17 protein-coding genes are annotated in these 20,654 nt (G+C 65.1%); 6 read left to right on the top strand and 11 right to left on the bottom strand.

Annotated elements, in window-relative coordinates; translation table 11 throughout:
• Positions 1-32: 32 nt before the first annotated feature.
• From BJ122_RS08135 to aspS, 5 genes are all read right to left on the bottom strand, one after another.
• Positions 33-746 (bottom strand): RlmE family RNA methyltransferase, encoded by a 714-nt coding sequence (locus BJ122_RS08135; RefSeq protein ID WP_110780581.1) that lies wholly within the window; start codon positions 744-746, stop codon positions 33-35.
• Between the two features lie 62 nt (positions 747-808).
• Positions 809-1,798 (bottom strand): Ppx/GppA phosphatase family protein, encoded by a 990-nt coding sequence (locus BJ122_RS08130; protein WP_245407663.1) that lies wholly within the window; start codon positions 1,796-1,798, stop codon positions 809-811.
• Between the two features lie 285 nt (positions 1,799-2,083).
• The gene (locus BJ122_RS08125) at positions 2,084-2,548 is read right to left on the bottom strand and encodes a DoxX family protein (RefSeq protein WP_110780602.1); all 465 of its coding nucleotides are present in this window, start codon (positions 2,546-2,548) and stop codon (positions 2,084-2,086) included.
• Between the two features lie 159 nt (positions 2,549-2,707).
• The gene (locus tag BJ122_RS08120) at positions 2,708-5,023 is read right to left on the bottom strand and encodes an NADP-dependent malic enzyme (RefSeq protein ID WP_110780579.1); all 2,316 of its coding nucleotides are present in this window, start codon (positions 5,021-5,023) and stop codon (positions 2,708-2,710) included.
• A 133-nt stretch (positions 5,024-5,156) separates the two neighbouring features.
• Positions 5,157-6,929, bottom strand: coding sequence for an aspartate--tRNA ligase (gene aspS, locus BJ122_RS08115; protein WP_110780601.1), 1,773 nt, complete (start codon positions 6,927-6,929; stop codon positions 5,157-5,159).
• Positions 6,930-7,109: 180 nt separating this feature from the next.
• Here aspS and BJ122_RS08110 point away from each other — a divergent pair, with 180 nt between their 5' ends.
• Together BJ122_RS08110 and rnd are read left to right on the top strand one after the other, a co-directional pair.
• Positions 7,110-8,582 carry a protein adenylyltransferase SelO gene (locus BJ122_RS08110; protein WP_110780578.1) on the top strand — a complete coding sequence of 491 codons (1,473 nt, stop codon included), beginning with the start codon at positions 7,110-7,112 and terminating at the stop codon, positions 8,580-8,582.
• A gap of 114 nt (positions 8,583-8,696) precedes the next feature.
• Complete coding sequence (rnd, locus tag BJ122_RS08105) at positions 8,697-9,848, top strand: ribonuclease D (RefSeq protein WP_110780577.1); 1,152 nt, start codon at positions 8,697-8,699, stop codon at positions 9,846-9,848.
• A gap of 57 nt (positions 9,849-9,905) precedes the next feature.
• On the opposite strand, the gene ppx is transcribed toward rnd, so the two are convergent.
• The 4 genes from ppx to BJ122_RS08085 form a co-directional block, all read right to left on the bottom strand.
• Positions 9,906-11,414 (bottom strand): exopolyphosphatase, encoded by a 1,509-nt coding sequence (gene ppx, locus BJ122_RS08100; RefSeq protein WP_430694764.1) that lies wholly within the window; start codon positions 11,412-11,414, stop codon positions 9,906-9,908.
• 9 nt (positions 11,415-11,423) lie between these two features.
• Entirely contained in the window at positions 11,424-13,622 is a 2,199-nt protein-coding gene (locus BJ122_RS08095) for an RNA degradosome polyphosphate kinase (RefSeq protein ID WP_110780576.1), read from the bottom strand.
• Between the two features lie 156 nt (positions 13,623-13,778).
• Complete coding sequence (locus BJ122_RS08090) at positions 13,779-14,453, bottom strand: P-loop NTPase family protein (RefSeq protein WP_027276896.1); 675 nt, start codon at positions 14,451-14,453, stop codon at positions 13,779-13,781.
• 57 nt (positions 14,454-14,510) lie between these two features.
• On the bottom strand, positions 14,511-15,056 hold the full coding sequence (locus BJ122_RS08085) for a CDP-alcohol phosphatidyltransferase family protein (protein WP_027276895.1): 546 nt from the start codon (positions 15,054-15,056) through the stop codon (positions 14,511-14,513).
• A gap of 262 nt (positions 15,057-15,318) precedes the next feature.
• Between BJ122_RS08085 and purM the strand changes: the two genes are divergently transcribed.
• Positions 15,319-16,392, top strand: coding sequence for a phosphoribosylformylglycinamidine cyclo-ligase (purM, locus tag BJ122_RS08080; protein WP_110780599.1), 1,074 nt, complete (start codon positions 15,319-15,321; stop codon positions 16,390-16,392).
• A 5-nt stretch (positions 16,393-16,397) separates the two neighbouring features.
• Positions 16,398-17,051 carry a phosphoribosylglycinamide formyltransferase gene (purN, locus tag BJ122_RS08075; protein ID WP_110780575.1) on the top strand — a complete coding sequence of 218 codons (654 nt, stop codon included), beginning with the start codon at positions 16,398-16,400 and terminating at the stop codon, positions 17,049-17,051.
• A gap of 85 nt (positions 17,052-17,136) precedes the next feature.
• Here the strand turns inward: purN and BJ122_RS08070 are convergent, their stop codons facing one another.
• Both BJ122_RS08070 and ndk read right to left on the bottom strand, forming a co-directional pair.
• Positions 17,137-17,340, bottom strand: coding sequence for a cold-shock protein (locus BJ122_RS08070; RefSeq protein WP_027276892.1), 204 nt, complete (start codon positions 17,338-17,340; stop codon positions 17,137-17,139).
• A 444-nt stretch (positions 17,341-17,784) separates the two neighbouring features.
• Positions 17,785-18,207 carry a nucleoside-diphosphate kinase gene (ndk, locus tag BJ122_RS08065; RefSeq protein ID WP_103010874.1) on the bottom strand — a complete coding sequence of 141 codons (423 nt, stop codon included), beginning with the start codon at positions 18,205-18,207 and terminating at the stop codon, positions 17,785-17,787.
• A 261-nt stretch (positions 18,208-18,468) separates the two neighbouring features.
• Between ndk and BJ122_RS19230 the strand changes: the two genes are divergently transcribed.
• Positions 18,469-18,639, top strand: a complete 171-nt coding sequence (locus tag BJ122_RS19230) for a hypothetical protein (protein ID WP_181418901.1) — start codon at positions 18,469-18,471, stop codon at positions 18,637-18,639.
• A gap of 54 nt (positions 18,640-18,693) precedes the next feature.
• The gene (locus BJ122_RS08060; RefSeq protein WP_110780574.1) at positions 18,694-20,559 is read left to right on the top strand and encodes an ABC-F family ATP-binding cassette domain-containing protein; all 1,866 of its coding nucleotides are present in this window, start codon (positions 18,694-18,696) and stop codon (positions 20,557-20,559) included.
• The last annotated feature ends 95 nt before the right edge of the window (positions 20,560-20,654 follow it).

The following is a 20,654-nucleotide window of genomic DNA, read 5'->3' as shown; positions in this document are numbered from 1 at the left end:
GCACAACACGATTGGGCGACAAGCCCGTGAATCTATGTATCCAGCAGGTCTTCCAGCCGGGGCGCGCGGCCGTCACCGCGGTAACCGATCGCCAGCACGTAGCGCTCGGAGGAGTCTTTGCGGCTGGCTTCCGGCTTGACGTGTTTGACGGTGGCGAAGTCGCGCTTGAGCTGCGCCATCAGCGTGGCATCGGCGCCGCTCTGAAATACCTTGGCCAGGAACGTGCCGCCCTGCTTCAGCACTTCAGAGGCGAATGCCGCGGCGTCTTCCACCAGGCCGACGATGCGCAGCTGATCAGTCTTGCGATGGCCGGTGGTGTTGGCCGCCATGTCGGACATCACCACATCGACCTTGCCGCCGATCATCTCAAGCAGCCGGTCGGGCGCATCCTGGCTGAGGAAATCGAGCTGGGCGAATTCGACGCCGGGGATTTCCGGCATTTCCAGCAGGTCGATCGCCACCACCTTGCCCTTGCCCTCGGCCGCGCCGACCCGCTTGGCGGCGATCTGGCTCCAGCCGCCCGGCGCCGCGCCGAGATCGACCACCACCCCGCCCGGCTTCAGGAAGCGGTGCTTGTCGTCGATTTCCAGGAGCTTGTACGCGGCACGCGAGCGATAGCCGTCGCGCTTGGCCTGCGCCACATAGGGGTCGTTGAGCTGGCGTTCCAACCAGAGCTTCGACGACAATTTCAGTCTGCCACCGCTTTTGACGGTGACGCGCATCCGTCCGGTGCTGTCTTTGGCCATGTCCGCTGCTTGCCTTTGAGATCAGGGCGAGCTGTAGCACAGCGCGGCCGGCGCTGCGAAGGCTACGCCACCGCGATCGCGCCGTCCTCACGCATCATCTGCACCAGCATGCCCTCGCGCAGCCCGCGATCGGCGACCCGCAGCCGCGGCAGCGGGAAACTGCGGCGGATGGCGTCCAGGATCGCACAGCCGGCCAGCACCAGGTCGGCGCGCTCGACGCCGATGCAATGGTTGCTGGCGCGGTCGTGGTAGCTCATGGCGTGCAGCTTGGCGATGGTGTCGGTCAGCTCGAGGTCGCTGAGCCAGATGCCATCGACCCGGCGCCGGTCATAGCGCGACAGATCGAGATAGATGCCGGCCAGCGTGGTGACGGTGCCGGAGGTGCCGAGCAGATGCAGCCCGGCGAGATCCTCGCCATGCTGCGCCGCGAACGGCGCGACATGGGTGGTGACCTCGCGCACCATGGCGTCATAGGTCTGGTCCGACACCACCTTGCCGCCGAAATGCTCGGCCAGCGTGACGACGCCGAGCGGGATCGACATCCAGCCCCTGATATGCGGCGTGCCGCGGTCGTCGCGCTCGATCCGCACCAATTCGCTCGAGCCGCCGCCAATGTCGAACAGCACCGCGCCCCGACCTTGCGGATCGATCAGCGGCGCACAGCCGAGCACCGCCAGCTGGGCTTCGGTGCGGCGGTCGATCACTTCCAGCCGGATGCCGGTGGCGTTTTCGACCTGATCGAGAAAATGGTCGGCGTTGGCGGCGGCGCGGCACGCTTCAGTGGCGATCAGCCGCAGCCGCTTGGCGTTGCGAGCCTGGATTTTTTCGCTACAGACCGACAGCGCCGAGATCGCCCGGCTGATCGCGGCCTCGCTGATCCGGCCGCTGCTGCTCACCCCTTCGCCGAGGCGAATGATGCGCGAGAACGAGTCGACCACGCGAAAGCCGTCGCCGACGCAAGGTCGTGCGATCAGCAGCCGGCAATTATTGGTGCCGAGGTCGAGCGCAGCGTAGACGCCGTCATGCGTGTGCGACGCATGGCCGTGCGGCATCACCGCCTCGCCGTCAGCGGCAAGGTCTCGCAGCGGATCCCGCGTCGTCAAGGCGACGCGGTCCCGCGTTTCATGTTTCATACGATCGATCTTTCCGCGGTCCGCGAGGACCGACGTGGAACTCATTTAGAGAAACTTTAGCAGCGCAGCCCTGCGGCGCAAGGTATCCGGGCAAGGGTTTTTCGCGGACCCGGCGCCCGGAGCCGGTTGCACTGCAGTATCGCGCGCGTTCCGCGGCGGCGGCGCTGTGGCCCCCGCCGCGGTCGGCGCCAAATGATCCGATCGTTACTCTTCGGCGAAGCTCGGCTCGGCGGCGGCGGCAGCGGCCGGCTGCGGACCGCGGCCGATGCCGACGATGATGAACAGCGCGCCGATCAGCGAGATGTTTTTCAGCGCGTGCAGCAGGGTGTTGGCGCCTTCCGGCCCGGTCTGGTTCCAGAACGGATGCTGCAGATAGGTCATGCCGACCATGTACAGGATCAGCAGCAGCGCGAAGTAGCGCGCGCCGACATTGAGGCCGATCATCACCCCGCACAGCAGTTCGGTGGCGCCGGCGGCGATCGCCAGCATTTTGGCCATCGGCATGCCGGCCATCGTCTCGAGTTCGGTGGTGTAGCTGGTCAGGAACTCGGGGATCGCGATTTTGGCCATCAGCTCGGAGGTCGCGGTCAGATCGAGCAGTTTGAACGCGCCCGAAACGATGAACAGCACCGCGAACAGAAAACGTCCAAAACTGATGACGGCAAGCATGGTCGACCCCATGAGACGGCAGATGCGCCAAACGATGCGCCCGGAGTATGAGCGCTCCCCAAGCGCATTTCAAACGATCTGCAGCCGTCATCCCCTGCCGCAACGGCGCGGTCGATTACCACTTGGGCAATCACCGCGCCGGCAACAGTATTTCCGCGCTCAGCCGAACATGTTCGGCTGATGACGCCCGGCCCGCTCCTGTGCTTCCACGACCGCGACCGCGGTCATGTTGAGGATGCCGCGCGGCGATACCGAAGGCGTCAGAATATGCGCCGGCCGTGCCGGGCCGATCAGGATCGGGCCGACCGGCAACGCATCGCCCAGCACCTTGATCATCTGATAGGCGACGTTGGCGGTATCGAGATTGGGCATGATCAGCACGTTGGCGCCGCCTTCCAGCCGCGAATGCGGCAGGATCATCTCGCGCGCCCGCTGGACCAGCGCCGAATCGCCCTGCATCTCGCCGTCGGCCTCGATCTCCGGATGGCGCTCCGCCAGGATCGCAGTGGCGCGCCGCATCTTCAGCGCGGACTCGGTGGTGTAGCTGCCGAAATCCGAATGCGACAGGAACGCGATCTTGGGCTTGATGTTGAAGCGCTGCACATGCACCGCCGCCAGCGCCGCGATCTCCGCCAATTCCTCCGCGGTCGGATTCGGCCGCACCTGAGTATCGGCGATGAAGATCGCGCCCTTGCTGGTGATCATCAGCGCCAGCGCGGCGTAGTCAGACACGCCAGGGCGCGAACCGATCACGTCACGGACATGACGCAGGTGATTCATGAAGCGGCCGTCGAGACCGCAGATCATCGCATCGGCTTCGCCGCGCGCCACCGCCAAAGCGGCGATCACCGTCGAGTTGGTGCGCACCACGGTGCGCGCCGCCGCGGGCGTGACCCCGGCGCGGCCGGCAATGCTGATATAGGACTGCACATAGGAGCGGTAGCGCGGATCATCCTGCGGGTTGACCAGGTCGAAATCGACGCCGGCCCGGATCGACAGGCCGGTTTTCTTGATCTGCGCCTCGACCACTGCCGGACGGCCGACCAGAATCGGCTGCGCGAGCTTTTCCTCCAGGATCACCTGGACTGCGAGCAGCACCCGCTCCTCTTCGCCGTCGGCATAAATCACCCGCATCGGCTCGGCCTTGGCCTTGGCGAACAGCGGCTTCATCACCAGACCCGAGCGGAACGCGAACCGTTCGAGCTGGGCGTAGTAGTCGTCGAAATTGCTGATCGGCCGGGTGGCGACACCGCTGTCCATGGCCGCACGCGCCACCGCCGGCGCGATGCGCAGGATCAGCCGCGAATCGAACGGGCTCGGGATCAGCGACCCCGGACCAAAGCCCAGGCCGCCTTCGCTATCGAACCCTGCCGAGGCAGGATCGGCCGGCGGATCGCGCGCCAGCTGGGCGATCGCCTCGACCGCGGCGATCTTCATCTCCTCATTGATCGCGGTGGCGCCGACATCGAGCGCGCCGCGGAAGATGTAAGGAAAGCACAGGACGTTGTTGACCTGGTTCGGGAAATCGGACCGGCCGGTGCAGATCATCGCGTCGGGCCGCGCCTGCCGCACCGCCTCCGGCATAATCTCCGGGGTCGGGTTGGCGAGCGCCATCACCAGCGGCTTGTCGGCCATCTCCTTGACCATGTCCGCGGACAGCACATTCGGACCGGACAGGCCGAGGAAGATGTCGGCGCCGCCGATCACTTCGGCGAGCGTGCGCTTGTCGGTTTGCTGGGCATAGACCGCCTTCCAGCGATCCATCAGCTTGGTGCGGCCTTGATAGACCACGCCTTCCAGGTCAGAGACCCAGATGTTCTTGCGGTCGGCGCCGAGCGACACCAGCAAGTTCAGGCAGGCCAGCGCCGCGGCGCCCGCCCCCGAGGCGACGATCTTCACCTCGCTGAGCTTCTTGCCCTTGAGCAGCAGCGCATTCTTGACCGCCGCGCCGACGATGATCGCCGTGCCATGCTGATCGTCATGGAACACCGGGATCTTCATACGCTCTTTGAGCTGCGCTTCGATTTCGAAGCACTCCGGCCCCTTGATGTCCTCAAGATTGATGCCGCCAAAAGTCGGCTCCAGCGCGGCCACGGTCTCGACCACGCGCTCGACGGTGTCGGCGTTCAGCTCGATATCGAATACGTCGATGTCGGCGAATTTCTTGAAAAGGACCGCCTTGCCTTCCATCACCGGCTTGGCGGCGAGCGGCCCGATATTGCCGAGCCCGAGGACGGCGGTGCCGTTGGTGACCACGGCGACCAGATTGCCGCGGACGGTGTAGTTGGCTGCTTGGCCGGGATCGGCCGAAATGGCGTTGCAGGCGGCGGCGACGCCGGGGGTGTAGGCCAGGGCCAGATCGCGCTGGTTGGCCAGCGGCTTGACGGCCCTGATTTCGAGTTTTCCTGGCCGCGGCTGGCGGTGATACCACAGAGCCGCGGCTTGCAGATCTTCAGTCGTTTTAGATGACGCCATGCATTCTCCCGGCTCGAGCGGGCCGGTTCTGAGCGCTCAGAACCGCGGCTCTTTCGATTTTGCTTGGAGGCGCCTTCCGTGGAAGACGCCAGTTTCGGCGTCAGATCGTCGATCCAGCGCGCGCTTTGAGTCGTCAGTCTTCCTGCAAATTGAGCCGGATGTGCAGCTCACGCAACTGCTTCGCAGTGACCTGCGACGGGGCGCCCATCAGCAGGTCTTCGGCGCGCTGATTCATCGGGAACAGCGAAATCTCGCGCAGATTGTTGGTGCCACACAGCAGCATCACGATGCGGTCGACGCCGGCCGCCATGCCGCCATGGGGCGGAGCGCCATACTGGAAGGCGCGGTACATGCCGCCGAACCGGTCGACCACTTCCTGCTCGCCATAACCGGCGATCTCGAACGCCTTCACCATCGCTTCGGGGCGATGATTGCGGATGCCGCCCGAGGCGATCTCATAGCCGTTACAGGTGATGTCGTACTGGAACGCCTTGATGGTCAGCGGGTCCTGCGTCACCAGCGCTTCCATGCCGCCCTGCGGCATCGAGAACGGGTTGTGCGAGAAATCGACCTTCTTGTCGTCCTCGTTGTACTCGTACATCGGGAAGTCGACCACCCAGGCGAGCGCGAACTGGTCCTTGTCGACCAGATTGAGCTCCTCACCGACCCGGGTGCGCGCCATGCCGGCAAAGCGCACGAATTTGGCCGGATCACCAGCCACGAAGAACGCCGCGTCGCCGGCATTCATGCCGAGCTGCTGGCGGATCGCCTCGGTGCGCTCCGGACCGATATTGTTGGCCAGGGGGCCTGCGCCCTCATTGCCCTCGCGCCACATGATGTAGCCAAGGCCCGGCTGGCCTTCGCCCTGCGCCCAGGAATTCATGCGGTCGCAGAACGCGCGGGAGCCGCCGCCCTTGCCCGGGATCGCCCAGACCTGGTTGCGCGGCTCTTCGAGCATGCGCGCGAACACCTTGAAGCCCGAGCCGCGGAAGTGCTCGGAGACGTCCTGCATCTCGATCGGGTTGCGCAGATCCGGCTTGTCGGAGCCGTATTTCTGCATCGCCTCGGCGAACGGAATGCGCGGCCAGTTGGTGTTGACGCGCTTGCCCTTGGCGAACTCCTCGAACACCCCGGTGATCACCGGCTCCATGGCCGCAAAGATGTCGTCCTGGGTGACGAAGCTCATCTCGACGTCGAGCTGGTAGAACTCGCCCGGCAGCCGGTCGGCGCGCGGGTCTTCGTCACGGAAGCACGGCGCGATCTGGAAGTAGCGATCGAAGCCGGACATCATCAAGAGCTGCTTGTACTGCTGCGGCGCCTGCGGCAGCGCGTAGAACTTGCCCGGATGGATGCGGCTCGGCACCAGGAAGTCGCGCGCGCCTTCCGGCGACGACGCGGTCAGAATCGGGGTCTGGAATTCGAAGAAGCCCTGCTCCTTCATGCGCCGCCGCATCGAATCGATGATGGCGCCGCGGGTCATGATGTTCTGGTGCAGCTTTTCGCGGCGCAGGTCGAGGAAGCGGTATTTGAGGCGGATATCCTCGGGATATTCCTGCTCGCCGAACACCGGCAGCGGCAATTCGCCGGCCGGGCCCAGCACCTCGATCTCGGTGATGAACAATTCGATCTTGCCGGTCGGCAGATCGTCATTGTCGGTGCCTTCCGGACGGCGGCGCACCCGGCCGTCAACCCGCACCACCCATTCGGCGCGCAGCTTCTCGGCATCCTTGAACGCCGGCGAATCGGGGTCGGCGACGCATTGCGTCAGGCCGTAATGGTCGCGCAGGTCGATGAACAGCACGCCGCCATGGTCGCGGATGCGGTGGCACCAGCCGGACAGACGAACGGTCTGATCGATATGGCTTTCGCGGAGCGCGCCGCAGGTGTGGGATCGATAGCGATGCATCATGGGTCTCGGAAAGCCGTCGGTGAAGGAACAGGGAGTTCTGTGAGAGCGACAGGGTTTACCCGAGCAAAACCGGGGCGGCAACCGCATGCACGCAATGCAGCCACTATTCGCTTCCCGGCGCGGCGCCGGCGGCCGGCACGGTTGCCATTGCCGCTTGCGGCCCCCATCTCCTGATCAATGAGCGCGCATTTCCGGTTCGACAACAGCTATGCCACCCTGCCCGCGGCGTTTTTCGCCAGGGTGACCCCCGCCGTGGTGCCCGCACCGCGGCTGATCAAACTGAACCGGACGCTGGCCGCCGAGCTGCAGCTCGACCCGGACCGGCTCGACGGCCCCGAAGGCGCGCTGATCTTTTCTGGCCAAAAGCTGCCGGACGGCGCCGAGCCAATCGCGATGGCCTATGCCGGCCACCAGTTCGGCCAGTTCGTGCCGCAGCTCGGCGACGGCCGCGCCATCCTGCTTGGCGAATTGATCGATCGTCATGGCCAACGTCGCGACATCCAGCTCAAGGGCTCGGGCCGCACGCCCTTTTCCAGAAGCGGCGACGGCCGCGCCGCGCTCGGCCCGGTGCTGCGCGAGTATATTGTCAGCGAGGCGATGGCCGCGCTCGGCATCCCGACCACCAGGGCGCTGGCCGCGGTGCTGACCGGCGACACCGTGATCCGCGAAGCGCTGCTGCCCGGCGCGGTGCTGACCCGGGTGGCGTCCAGCCATATCCGGGTCGGGACCTTCCAATATTTCGCGGCGCGCGGTGACCACGACGCCGTCAAGGCGCTCGCCGACCATGTGATCGAGCGCCATTATCCCAGCATTGCCAATGCGGAAAACAAATATCTTGCGCTATTAGATGAAGTCGTGACCCGGCAAGCCGAGCTGATCCCGCGCTGGCTGCTGGTCGGCTTCATCCATGGCGTGATGAACACCGACAACACCTCGATCGCCGGCGAGACCATCGATTACGGTCCGTGCGCCTTCATGGACGCCTACCACCCCGGCACGGTGTTTTCCTCGATTGACCAGATGGGCCGCTATGCGTTCGGCAACCAGCCGCAGATCGCGCTGTGGAATCTGGCGCGGCTCGCGGAATGCCTGGTGCCACTGCTGGCGCCGCAACAGGATCAGGCGATCGCCGAGGCTCAGTCCGTGCTGGGGCGGTTTTCGGCGCGCTTCAACGCCGCCTATGACACCGGCCTGCGCCGCAAGCTCGGGCTGTTCACCGAACGGGGCGAGGACAAGGCGCTGATCCAGGACCTGCTCGCGCTGATGGCCACCCATCAGGCCGACTTCACCCTGACCTTCCGGGCGCTGTGCGCCGACGCGGACGATCCCGACCTCGATACCACCAGCGCGCAGTTTCTCGATCGTGACGCCTATCGCGCCTGGGCGGCGCGTTGGCGGGCCCGGCTGGCGCTTGAGCCGGAACACGCCGCCACCCGCCCCGCGGCGATGCGCGCGGTCAACCCGGCCTTCATCCCGCGCAACCACCGGGTTCAGGCGGTGATCGATGCCGGGCTCGAAGGTGACTTCGCACCGTTCGAGGAATTGTTGACGGTGCTTGCGCACCCCTTTGACGATCAACCGCAATTTGCCCGCTACGCCGAGCCGCCGCTCGCCCATGAACGGGTGCTGCAGACCTTCTGCGGAACTTGATCGCTGCCGGACGAGGCGTCTAAGATTTCACATCCGCACGACTCATTCGCGAAAGTGGCTTGACATAACAGCGCTTTCGGCAGAACGCCGGCGACCTAGCGTTATGGACAATCCATGAATTTCATCACCACCACCGAGCAGCTCGCCGCCGCCTGCACCCGCCTCGCCTCGTTTCCGGTCATCACGGTCGATACCGAATTCCTGCGGGAGACCACCTATTACCCGCTGCTGTGCGTGGTGCAGCTGGCCAGCGCCGATGAGGCGGTGGTGGTCGACGCGCTGGCGCCCGGCATCGACCTCAAGCCGTTTTTCGAGCTGATGGCCAATGACCAGGTGCTCAAGGTGTTTCATGCCGCCCGGCAGGACATCGAAATCGTCTGGCACCGCGCCGGCATCCTGCCGCACCCGATCTTCGACACCCAGGTCGCCGCGATGGTGCTTGGGTATGGCGACTCGATCGCCTATGACCAGCTGGTCGAGCGCATCACCGGACACCGACCGGACAAGACCCACCGCTTCACCGACTGGTCGCGGCGGCCGCTCACCGAGGAGCAGCTGCATTACGCGGTGTCGGACGTCACCCATCTGCGCGACGTGTTCGCGGCGCTTGATGCCGACTTGAAGAAGCGCGGCCGCAGCGACTGGGTCAGCGAGGAAATGGAGATCCTGACCTCGCCCAAAACCTATGATTTCCACCCGGAGCGGGCCTGGGAGCGGCTGAAGACCAGGGTGCGCAAGCCGCGCGAGCTGGCGGTGCTGATGGAGGTCGCGGCCTGGCGCGAGCAGGAAGCGCAAAGCCGCGACGTGCCGCGCAACCGGATCGTCAAGGACGAATCGATCGGCGACATCGCGGTCCATGCCCCGACCTCGCTGGAGCGGCTCGCCAATCTGCGCTCGCTGCCCAAGGGTTTTGAGCGCTCGAAATGGGGAGCCGACGTGGTGGCGGCGGTGCAGCGTGGCCTCGCCCGCGACCCGCAGACGCTGCCCAAGATCGAAAAGCCGCGCAACAACGGCAATGGCGCCGCGATCGTCGAGCTTCTGAAGGTGCTGCTGCGCATGACCTCCGAGCGCCATGCGGTGGCCAGCAAGGTGATCGCCACCGTCGATGACCTCGAACAGATCGCGGCCGACGACAATGCCGATGTCGGCGCGCTGCAGGGCTGGCGACGGGAATTGTTCGGCGAAGCGGCGCTGGCGCTCAAGCACGGCCGGCTGGCGCTGGCGATCGACAAGGGCAAGGTGGTGCGGGTCGACCGCGAGGACTGATGTCAGCCACGCGGCGGCGTGGCTCACGGCCGCGCCAGCCTGAGCGCCCTGTCCTCTTTAACGCAGCACGATGGCGCCGGAGCACCCGACCAGCCGCGCCAATTGCTTGAACCGGCTGCCGACCCGATCGGCCACGAGGTCAACCAACTTGTGGTCGAACAGCAGCGTCAGCTTGCTGCCATCGCTGGAGAAATGGGTGGCCGGCAACACACCGGGACGCGCCGCCGAGATCAGATGGGCGACCCGGAATGCGGCGCCCAGCAGCCGCGCCCGCTCATCCATCGCCGGGGTCACCATGGCCCGCACCTTTTCCGGCGGCGGATTTTCGGCGGACAGGCCAGCGTAGCGATAGAACACCGCCAACGCCAGGAAGGCGCGGCCTTGATGGCTGACGCCGCCGAAATTGCCGTTCACGATCAGATTGAGGGTCTGCTCACCGCGATAATCCGGGTGGCCGCGCCAGCCGATATCGGACAACAGGCAGGCGACCCGGCGCAGCCGCCGTTCCTCCGCATCCTCCTGCTGCTTGGTGACGCGCATGAAGCGATCGCTCCAATCGATCAGCTCCTCGGCGTGCAGCGCCGAGCGCGACAGCAGCAGATTGAGATTTTGCGCGGCGCAGGCCAGCCCGTCCTTGGCGCGCTCCTCGGCCGGCAGCAGTTCATACAGCAAGCCTTCGCGCACGCCGAAGGTCGAGAACACGATGGTTTTCGGCTGGGCGATGCGGATGATGTGCTCCATCACCAGCGCCGCATAACTCAGCAGCGGCCTCCGGGCATCGGCAATGGCCTCGACATCGGCCAGCACATTGGCGGCCGCATAGCGGCGCACGCGGCGCACGAAACCGAGCGCTTCATTGGCCGGTATCGAATAGCCGTGCATCACCTTGAGCGGATATTCGCTTTGAATGATGTGCAGCCGCGCCAGCGCGCGCCAGGTGCCGCCGACCGCGTAAAAGGTCCGCCCGCGCACCGCCATCAATGGTTCGACATTGAGCAGCGCCTCCGAGACGATGCGCTGCGCGCGTTTCAAGGATTTTTGCGAGGCGTCCTGCAACGCCAGCGTGCCGAGCGGCAGCGTCACGCCTTTGCCGAGCCTGCCGCGGCGCACGTCGATCAATTCCAGCGAACCACCGCCAAGGTCGCCGACCACGCCGTCCGGCTGATGGACCCCGGCGACCACGCCGAGCGCCGATAGCCGCGCCTCGCGTTCGCCGGACAGCACCTGGATCGACGCCCCACAAATTCGTTCGGCGCGGGCGATGAAATCGGGGCCGTTGCTGGCGTCGCGGCAGGCGGCGGTGGCGATGGCATGGACCTCGCCGACCTTCATCACCCGGATCAGCGCCCGAAAGCGCTTCAGCGCCGACAGCGCCTTTTCGACCGCATCGTCGGCCAATAGTCCGGTGGACTGCACCTCACGGCCCAGGCCACAGGACGATTTTTCGTTGAACAGGGTGACCAGGCTGCGCGCCATCGCCTGGTACACGACCAGTCGAACCGAGTTCGAGCCGATATCGATGACGGCGACGCTCGGGTCGCGCCGGGGTCGCTTGGCCGTCACCACGCAACAACCCTAGTTCGATTGCTGGCGCTCCGCCTTGCGGGTGAGCCGGCGAGGTGAGGATTCCTTGAGCGACTTCCCACGGCCAGACAAACTCGGATTGGTCATGAAATATTTATGGACGTTGAAAGGCTCCTCACCTTTCGCGGCCTTCATACGCGTAGACGATCCGTCCGGCAACAACTGCCAGCTCTGCTCGTTATCCTTCAGGTTCGCGACCATGATCTGTTCCAGCACCTGCTGATGCACGGTCGGGTTGAGCATCGGGCACAGGACTTCCACGCGGCGATCGAGGTTGCGGGGCATCATGTCGGCGGACGAGATATAGACCGCGGCCTTCGGCGACGGCAGGCCATGGCCCATGCCGAAGCAATAGACGCGGCCATGCTCCAGGAACCGGCCGATGATCGATTTCACGCGGATGTTTTCGGACAATCCGCGCACACCGGGCCGCAGGCAGCAGATGCCGCGCACCACCAGCTCGATCGCGACGCCGGCCTTGGAGGCGTCATAGAGCGCGTCGATGATCTCGGGATCGACCAGCGAATTCATCTTCAGCCAGATCGCCGCCGGCTTGCCCTGGCGCGCAAACTCGGTCTCGCCGCGGATGTGATCGAGCATGGTTTTGCGCAGCGTGATCGGCGACACCGCCATCTTCTCGATGTCGCTCGGCTCGGCATAGCCGGTGATGAAATTGAACACCCGCGCCACGTCACGGCCGATGATCGGGTCGGAGGTGAAGAACGACAGGTCGGTGTACACGCGCGCGGTGACCGGGTGATAGTTGCCGGTGCCGGTGTGCACATAGGTGGTCAGACCGGCGCCCTCGCGGCGCACCACCAGCGACAGCTTGGCATGGGTCTTCAGCTCCAGGAAGCCATAGACCACCTGCACGCCGGCGCGTTCCAGATCGCGCGCCCAGCGGATATTGGCCTCTTCGTCAAAGCGCGCCTTTAGCTCGATCAGCGCCGTCACCGACTTGCCGGCCTCGGCGGCCTCCGCCAGCGCCTTGACGATCGGCGAGTTGTTGGAGGTGCGGTACAGCGTCTGCTTGATCGCCACCACATCGGGATCGCGCGCCGCCTGCTGCAGAAACTGCACCACCACGTCGAACGATTCATAGGGATGGTGGACGATCAGGTCTTTCTTGCGGATGGCCGCAAAGACATCGCCGCCATGGTCACGCACCCGCTCCGGATGGCGCGGCACATAGGGCGGAAACTCCAGATCGGGCCGGTCGAGCCGCGTCAGTTGCGACAGCTCGTTCATGGCCAGCACGCCGTCGACCAGGATCACCTCGTCGTCCGACGCCGCCAACGCGTTTTGCACAAAACCGCGTAGTTCCTCCGGCATCGACGCCTCGATCTCGAGCCGGATCACCGAACCATGGCGGCGGCGCTTGAGCGCAGTCTCGAACAGCCGCACCAGATCTTCGGCTTCTTCTTCGATTTCCAGTTCGGAATCGCGGATCACGCGGAACGCGCCCTGCCCCTTGACCACATAGCCTGGGAACAACTGGCCGATGAACAGCGAGGTCGCCTGCTCCAAAGTGATCAGCCGCACTTCCTTGCCGGTCGAGGGCAGCCGGATGAAGCGGTCGATCTTGCTCGGCATACGGATCAGCGCGTTCATCGGCTTGCCGTCCGACAGCCGCGCCAATTGCAGCGCAATGGTGAAGCCGAGGCTGGCGATGAACGGGAACGGATGCGCCGGGTCGATCGCCAGCGGCGTCAGCAGCGGAAACACGTTGCGCAGGAAATAGTCCGAAATCCAATCGTGTTCGGCCTGGCTGACATCGCGGCCGTCGAGCAGCACGATGCCGACTTCGCTCAGCATGCCGCGCAGATGACGCCAGATCACCTGCTGATCATGGCCGAGCCGCGACACCGCCTCGTTGATCAACACCAGTTGTTCGGCCGGGGTCAGCCCGTCCGGGCTGCGCTCGATGATGCCCTCGCGCACCTGCGCCTTGATGCCGGCGACGCGCACCATGAAGAATTCGTCGAGGTTGTTGGCCGAGATCGACAGAAACCGCACCCGCTCCAGCCCCGGATGCTGCGGGTTGACCGCCTCCTCGAGCACGCGGCGATTGAAGTGCAGCCACGACAACTCGCGATTGATGAAGCGTTCCGGGCCCGAGGCGACCACCGAGGCGGGCTCGACCTCACCGTTCTTTTCCTCAATCGCGATCGCTTGCTGCTGCAAATTCATGAAGTCCCAATCCTGGTCAGGAGCGCACACGGCGGCCGCGCTCGGCTGCGGACCATGGCCGATTGATGTGACAGTTTTCCGACATTGGGGGCCCGGCGCGAGCCGGCGTCAAGCCGCAACCTGCGGGTCATGTTGCCGCGACGGCCTGAAGTTGACTTACAGGTCGCGAAACAGTTCCGCGGCCAGCGCCCGGGTCACCGGGCGGGCCAGGCGCAGCGCCTCGGTGTCGAGCCGTTCCACCGCCTGTTTGGCGGCCACGAATGAGCGGTCGATTCGGTTGGCGAGATAATTGACCAGCGCCTCATCCACCGACATCTGCCGGTCGGCGCAGAATTTGACGATCAACGCCCGGAACAGCGCGTCATCCGGCGGCAGCAATTCAACCACCGGCACCGCCCGCAGCCGCGAGCGCAGGTCGCGCAGCTCGATCTCGAACGCGCATGGCGCGATCCGCGCGGTGATCAGCACATAGGCTTGATCCTCGCGCGCCATGTTCATCAGGTGAAACAGCGCGCGTTCGTCAAAACTGCCGGGCGCGAGATCCTCGACCACCACCGCCCCGGTGGCGAGCGCGGCGGGCACCGCCGCGGAATTAAGCGCATGGGCCGCCACCGAACGGGCCCCCGCCTGCTCGGCCCAGATCGCCGCCAGATGGCTCTTGCCGGAGCCTTCCGGGCCGCACAGCAGCATGACGCGGTTCGGCCAGTCGGGCCAGCGATCGATCAGCGCCAGCGCCGCCGCATTGCTCGGGCCTTCCAGAAAATCGTCGCGCGACAGGCTTTCAGTATGCGGCAGCGCCAACGCCAATTGTCGAGGTTCAACGCGGCCCACGCGGTTACTCCCTGCCTCGCCGAACAGTCCAGACGGTCTGCGCCCGCAATCCAGCACTCAATGGCCGCGTTCGCCGGTCCCCATGTGCCGCGTCCACTCCACGAGATAGAGGGACACCGAAAGCAAGGTCAAGACTGCGACGATGCCCATCAGAATGAGATCGTAAGGCTCCCAGGCGAAGCCGAATGCCAGCGCCGCCAGCACCACGGCCGCAAAGGTGACCTGCGCCACCGTGTTGAGCTTGGACACCATCAACGGCTTCATCGGGACCGGCTTGCCCAGCACCCAGGACACGATCACCGCGCCGACGATCATGATGTCGCGCGATACCACCAGGATCACGATCCAGCGTGGCACCGCGCCCCAGATGCCGAGCGCGACATAGATCGACACCAGCAGCGCCTTGTCGGCGAGTGGATCGAGCATGGCCCCGAGCTCGCTCGCCATGTTGAAACGCTTGGCAAGGAAGCCATCGACGGCGTCGCTGATTCCGGCAATCACGAAAACCGCAAATGCGATTTCCATCTCATTGGAGGCGATCGCCCACACGATGACGGGCACCAGCAGAATTCGGATCAGCGTGATGACGTTGGGGATGCTCATCAGACGATCCCGGACTGCGTTGCGCTCACGTCCCCCCACTTCAGCTTTGGCAACCTGGACTGGCATACTGTCTCTTATCTATGCAGCCCGCTGATGCGAGCCATTGCACGTCGGCAGAATCCGACGTAACCACCCCAAAAAGCAAGCCCCTCGCGCCGCGAGGGTTCCTACCGGCATTGCGTAAGCGTCTCTTGAACGAAGTCGAGCGATATTTTCGTAGCCGGACGAAAGTCGCTTACCGCTACTGCACCAGGAAATGGTCATGACCGAGAAGAAGAACGGCCTCACCTATGCCGATGCCGGCGTCGATATCGATGCAGGCAACCGCTTGGTCGATATGATCAAACCGCTGGTGCGCGCCACCGCGCGGCCGGGCGCCGACGCCGAGATCGGCGGCTTTGGCGGCCTGTTTGACCTCAAGGCGGCCGGCTTCAAGGACCCGGTTCTGGTGGCCGCCACCGACGGGGTTGGTACGAAAGTTAAAATTGCCATCGAGGCCAAGCTGCATGCCGGGATCGGCATCGACCTCGTCGCGATGTCGGTCAACGATCTGGTGGTCCAGGGCGCTGAGCCGTTGTTCTTCCTGGACTATTTCGCCTGCGGCCGGCTCGACCCGGAAGCGACGGCGGCGATCGTCGCCGGGGTCGCCGAGGCGTGCCGGGAATCCGGCTGCGCGCTGATCGGCGGCGAAACCGCTGAAATGCCAGGGCTTTACAAGGACGGCGACTATGACCTCGCCGGTTTTGCGGTCGGCGCGGCCGAGCGCGGCACGCTGCTGCCGACCAAAGACATCGCGGTCGGCGACGCCGTGATCGGCCTTTCGTCGTCCGGCGTGCATTCCAACGGCTTCTCGCTGGTGCGCAAGATCGTCGAGCGCTCCGGGCTTGGCTGGGATGCCAATGCGCCGTTCTCGCCGGTGATGACGCTGGGCGGCGCGCTGCTGGCGCCGACCAAGCTCTATGTGAAGTCGTGCCTGCGCGCGATCCGCGAGACCGGCGCGGTCAAGGCGCTGGCCCATATCACTGGCGGCGGCTTCACCGACAACATTCCGCGTGTGCTGCCGCCCGGGCTCGGCGTCGGCATCGATCTGCCGCGGCTGCCGGTGCTGCCGGTGTTCAAATGGCTGGCCGAACAAGGCGATATCGACGAGCTGGAAATGCTACGCACCTTCAATTGCGGCATCGGCATGGTGATAATCGTCAAGGCCGAGGCGGTCGAACAGATCAGCGCGGTGCTCACCGAGGCCGGCGAGACGGTGTCGGTGCTCGGCCAGGTGATCGAGGCCGAGGGCGAGCATCGGGTGGTCTATAGCGGCCATCTCGATCTGGCGCGGTGAGTGCGATGAAGCGTCGCGTCGCCATCCTGATTTCCGGGCGCGGGTCGAACATGGCCGCGCTGATCCAAGCGGCGGCTGCCGACCAGGCATTTCCGGCCGAGATCGCGCTGGTGATCTCCAATGTCGCCGGCGCCGGGGGCTTGTCGATCGCGCAGCAGAACGGCGTGCCGACCGCGGTGGTCGAGAGCAAGCCGTTCGGCAAGGACCGCCTCGCCTTCGAGGCCAAGCTGCAGGAAGTGCTCGACGCCCATGGCATCGAGCTGATCTGCCTCGGCGGCTTCATGCGCCTGCTCACCGCCGAGTTCGTCGAGCGCTGGCATGGCCGCATTCTCAATATCCACCCCTCGCTGCTGCCGTCGTTCCCGGGGCTCGACCCGCACGGCCAGGCGCTGCGCGCCGGGGTCAAGTTGTCGGGCGCCACCGTGCATTTCGTGATCGCGGCCACCGATGCCGGGCCGATCGTGATGCAGGGCGCGGTCGAAGTGCGCCATGACGACAGCGCCGACACGCTGGCGGCGCGCGTGCTGACGCTCGAGCATCGGATTTATCCGGAAGCGCTGCGGCTGGTGGCGAGTGGCGCCGCGGTGCTGGACGGCGATTACTGCCACACCCCGAGCGCGAAACCGTGCGATGCGGTGCTGATCGCGCCGCTGCGCTGAGCGCCCTTCAACGCCCTTTTGGCTTTAGCGGATGCCGGGTGTCCCGGCATCCCGCTGCTTGCTGCACGTCGCTACTGCTGCAAGCCTATGACAGCCGCAGATTCTCGGCCGAGGTGCGGCCGCGGCTTTCCACCAACTCGTATTCGATCGGCTGGTTTTCATTGAGCGTGCTAAGGCCCGCGCGCTCGACCGCCGAGACGTGCACGAACACGTCCTTGTCGCCGGTCGTCGGCCTGATGAAGCCATAGCCCTTGGTCGGGTTGAACCACTTGACGGTGCCTTTGTGCATCGCCTGTTTCCTCCAGCGCGGATCTCGCAGGACGTGTTGAGCCGGGCCTGCGATCGGATCTCGTGCCTATTGGTCTGGCTTAAACGCGCGCCCTGGCGGCGAGCCGGCTTTCACCTCACCGCCATGACGCTCCCAACAAAAAGCGCGCCACACAGGTCGCGTGCCGCGCCACAATCGAAGGGCTGAACTCTGAGGAATGTCGGGTCGCACACGCACAGTCGAACAAGCCTAACTCCGAATGCGCATCAATTGCAGCACGGATTTACCGTTCCCGCAAGCCTCTGCAGCATGTGCCGGCCGGCATTGAGTGCCTGGCGAATTGTCGCAATCGCAAGCGGCGCAGCAGCGTGACACCCTGCCCCGCAAACGAACAACGCCGAGCCTTGCATCAGCAAGGCCCGGCGCTGCGTCAGTTCAGAACTGAAACGCGGAGAAACGCGGCGATTAGCCGACGATCTCGTTGCCCGAGAAGAACTGCGCGATTTCGATCGCGGCGGTTTCCGGAGCGTCGGAACCGTGCACCGAGTTCTCGCCGATCGACTTGGCGTGCAGCTTGCGGATGGTGCCGTCCGCCGCCTTGGACGGATCGGTGGCGCCCATCACGTCGCGATACTTGAGGACGGCGTTTTCGCCTTCCAGCACCTGCACCACCACCGGGCCGGAGATCATGAAATCGACCAGCTCACCGAAGAACGGGCGTTCCTTGTGCACGGCGTAGAAGGTCTCGGCCTGCTCGCGCGTCATGCGAATGCGCTTCTGCGCCACGATGCGCAGGCCGGCCTTCTCGATCAGGGCGTTGATGGCGCCGGTGAGGTTACGCTCGGTAGCGTCGGGCTTGAGGATCGAGAACGTGCGCTGAACAGCCATATGTGGGTCCTTACAGATGTGTGTGAGTTTGCGGGGTCGCGGGCTTATATCGGCGGGTGTGGCGAACAGCAAGGCGGCGTCGGAACCTGCCCGTGATCTGACGCAGCTGTCGCGGGCGGAATTGCCAACTCAACCGCAGCCCAATACCGCAAATTGAGGCAATCTTTACCTAATTTGCTGGATCGGCCGTTTGCCCGGAAACCGCGACGCCGGTCCGCGACTTGATAGGTCATCGATCACCTCAAAAGCGCAGCAGCCCCCATGACGACAGCAGCGACCGACCAGCCCCTCGCCGTCGACGCCCCGACCGGACGTCTGATCTGCGCCACCATCGCGACCCGGCTGCGCGACGAACTCGATGATGTGCCACTGCCGCTGCAGCTCGCCGCGCTGCTGGAACGGATGCAGCGCCACGACGGCGAGCCGCGCTGAGCTGATCCTGGGATTTCCCGTTGCGTTTGATCGCCGCTTTGGCGACAACGCCGCATGCTCGCCATCAATGACATTTCGATCCGGATCGCCGGCCGATTGCTGATCGATCAGGCTACGGTGCAGATCGCCCCCGGCTCGCGGGTCGGCTTTGTCGGCCGCAACGGCACCGGCAAATCGACGCTGTTCAAGGCCATCCGGGGCGAGCTCGCCACCGAAAGCGGCTCGATCACGCTGCCGCCGCGCTGGCAGATCGGCAGTCTCGCCCAGGAAGCGCCGAGCGGCCCGGAATCGCTGCTCGAAGTGGTGCTGCAGGCCGACACCGAGCGCCACGCGCTGCTGCGCGAAGCAGAGACCGCGCACGACCCCGATCGCATCGCCGAAATCCAGACCCGGCTCGCCGATATCGACGCCCATTCGGCGCCGGCGCGCGCCGCTGCGATTCTGAGCGGCCTTGGTTTCTCCGCGGCCGATCAGGCGCGGTCGTGCTCAGAATTTTCCGGCGGCTGGCGCATGCGAGTGGCGCTGGCGGCGACGCTGTTTGCGGCGCCCGATCTGTTGCTGCTGGACGAACCGACCAACTATCTCGACCTCGAAGGCACGCTCTGGCTTGAGGACCACCTCGCCGGCTATCCGCGCACCGTGATCGTGATCAGCCACGACCGCGATCTGTTGGAAACCTCGGTCGATCAGATCATGCACCTCGATCGCGGCAAGCTGACGCTGTATCGCGGCGGCTACTCATCGTTCGAGGAGCAGCGCGCCAGCCGTGAACTGCTCGACGCCAAGCAGGTCAAGCGCCAGGAGGCGGAACGCAAGCGGCTGCAGGATTTTGTCGATCGCTTCAAGGCCAAGGCCACCAAGGCCCGGCAGGCGCAATCGCGCGTCAAAATGCTGGAAAAGATGAAGCCGATCGCGGCGCTGGTGACCCAGGACGTGCAGGAGATTTCGTTCCCGCCGCCGGAAAAGATGCTGTCGCCGCCGATCATCGCGCTCAACAATGTCGCGATCGGCTATGACCCGGCCTCGCCGGTGCTCACCAAGGTGACGCTGCGCATCGATCATGATGATCGCATCGCGCTGCTCGGCGCCAATGGCAACGGCAAATCGACGCTGATCAAGCTGCTCGCCAACCGGCTCGAGCCGTTCTCGGGCGCGGTGACGCGCGCCGACAAGCTGTCGATCGCTTACTTCGCGCAGCACCAACTGGACGAATTGAACGAAGACGGCTCGCCTTACGATCACGTACGCCGGCTGATGCCCGATGCCCCGGAGAGCAAGGTGCGCGCGCGTGCCGGCGCGATCGGTTTTTCAGGCAAGGCGGCTGATACGCTGGTGAAAAGCCTGTCGGGCGGTGAGAAGGCGCGGCTGCTGCTCGGGCTCGCGACCTTCCACGGTCCGAACATGATCATTCTCGACGAGCCGACCAACCATCTCGATATCGACAGCCGCGCTGCGCTCGCTGAAGCGATCAATGATTTTCCCGGCGCGGTGATCATGGTGTCGCATGATCGCTATCTGATCGAAGCCTGCGCCGACCGGCTGTGGGTGGTCGCCGATGGCGCGGTCACGCCCTATGACGGCGACCTTGATGATTATCGCCGCACGGTGCTGACCACGCGCGGCTCACGCTCTGCGCCGCGCGACCGCTCCGAGCCGGCGCGCGACGCGGCACCGCGGCCGCGTGCGCCCAAGCGCGTGCCGCTGCGTCAGCAGATCGCCGCCGCCGAAGCCGAGATTGAACGGATCACCGCGATCATTGACAAGATCGATGCCGCGCTGGCACTGCCCGATCTGTTCACCGGCGATCCAAAACAGGCCGCGCAGCTGGGCACCGCGCGCACCAATGCCGAAGCGGCCCTGCGTAAAGCCGAGGATGATTGGCTGCAGGCCAGCGCCGCGTTCGACGACGCGCAGGGCTGATAGCGCCCTGCCCGCACGAGGTAGCACGTCCCAACCACCGAAATCCTGCACGGCTTCGAGAGTTTCGGTTCTGATGGAATCAGTACCGAAGCTCT

The sequence above is a fragment of the Rhodopseudomonas faecalis genome, assembly GCF_003217325.1.
Lineage (GTDB): Bacteria > Pseudomonadota > Alphaproteobacteria > Rhizobiales > Xanthobacteraceae > Rhodopseudomonas > Rhodopseudomonas faecalis.
Note: the sequence above shows the minus strand (reverse complement) of the source record. Positions and strands in the feature narration are given on the sequence as shown.

Excerpts from the sequence above, each read along its gene's own strand:
- BJ122_RS08135 (WP_110780581.1), bottom strand. The coding sequence starts at position 746 with ATGGCCAAAGACAGCACCGGACGGATGCGCGTCACCGTCAAAAGCGGT.
- BJ122_RS08130 (WP_245407663.1), bottom strand. The coding sequence starts at position 1,798 with ATGCCGCACGGCCATGCGTCGCACACGCATGACGGCGTCTACGCTGCG.
- BJ122_RS08125 (WP_110780602.1), bottom strand. The coding sequence starts at position 2,548 with ATGCTTGCCGTCATCAGTTTTGGACGTTTTCTGTTCGCGGTGCTGTTC.
- BJ122_RS08120 (WP_110780579.1), bottom strand. The coding sequence starts at position 5,023 with ATGGCGTCATCTAAAACGACTGAAGATCTGCAAGCCGCGGCTCTGTGG.
- aspS (WP_110780601.1), bottom strand. The coding sequence starts at position 6,929 with ATGCATCGCTATCGATCCCACACCTGCGGCGCGCTCCGCGAAAGCCAT.
- BJ122_RS08110 (WP_110780578.1), top strand. The coding sequence starts at position 7,110 with ATGAGCGCGCATTTCCGGTTCGACAACAGCTATGCCACCCTGCCCGCG.
- rnd (WP_110780577.1), top strand. The coding sequence starts at position 8,697 with ATGAATTTCATCACCACCACCGAGCAGCTCGCCGCCGCCTGCACCCGC.
- BJ122_RS08095 (WP_110780576.1), bottom strand. The coding sequence starts at position 13,622 with ATGAATTTGCAGCAGCAAGCGATCGCGATTGAGGAAAAGAACGGTGAG.
- BJ122_RS08085 (WP_027276895.1), bottom strand. The coding sequence starts at position 15,056 with ATGAGCATCCCCAACGTCATCACGCTGATCCGAATTCTGCTGGTGCCC.
- purM (WP_110780599.1), top strand. The coding sequence starts at position 15,319 with ATGACCGAGAAGAAGAACGGCCTCACCTATGCCGATGCCGGCGTCGAT.
- purN (WP_110780575.1), top strand. The coding sequence starts at position 16,398 with ATGAAGCGTCGCGTCGCCATCCTGATTTCCGGGCGCGGGTCGAACATG.
- BJ122_RS08070 (WP_027276892.1), bottom strand. The coding sequence starts at position 17,340 with ATGCACAAAGGCACCGTCAAGTGGTTCAACCCGACCAAGGGCTATGGC.
- ndk (WP_103010874.1), bottom strand. The coding sequence starts at position 18,207 with ATGGCTGTTCAGCGCACGTTCTCGATCCTCAAGCCCGACGCTACCGAG.
- BJ122_RS19230 (WP_181418901.1), top strand. The coding sequence starts at position 18,469 with ATGACGACAGCAGCGACCGACCAGCCCCTCGCCGTCGACGCCCCGACC.
- BJ122_RS08060 (WP_110780574.1), top strand. The coding sequence starts at position 18,694 with ATGCTCGCCATCAATGACATTTCGATCCGGATCGCCGGCCGATTGCTG.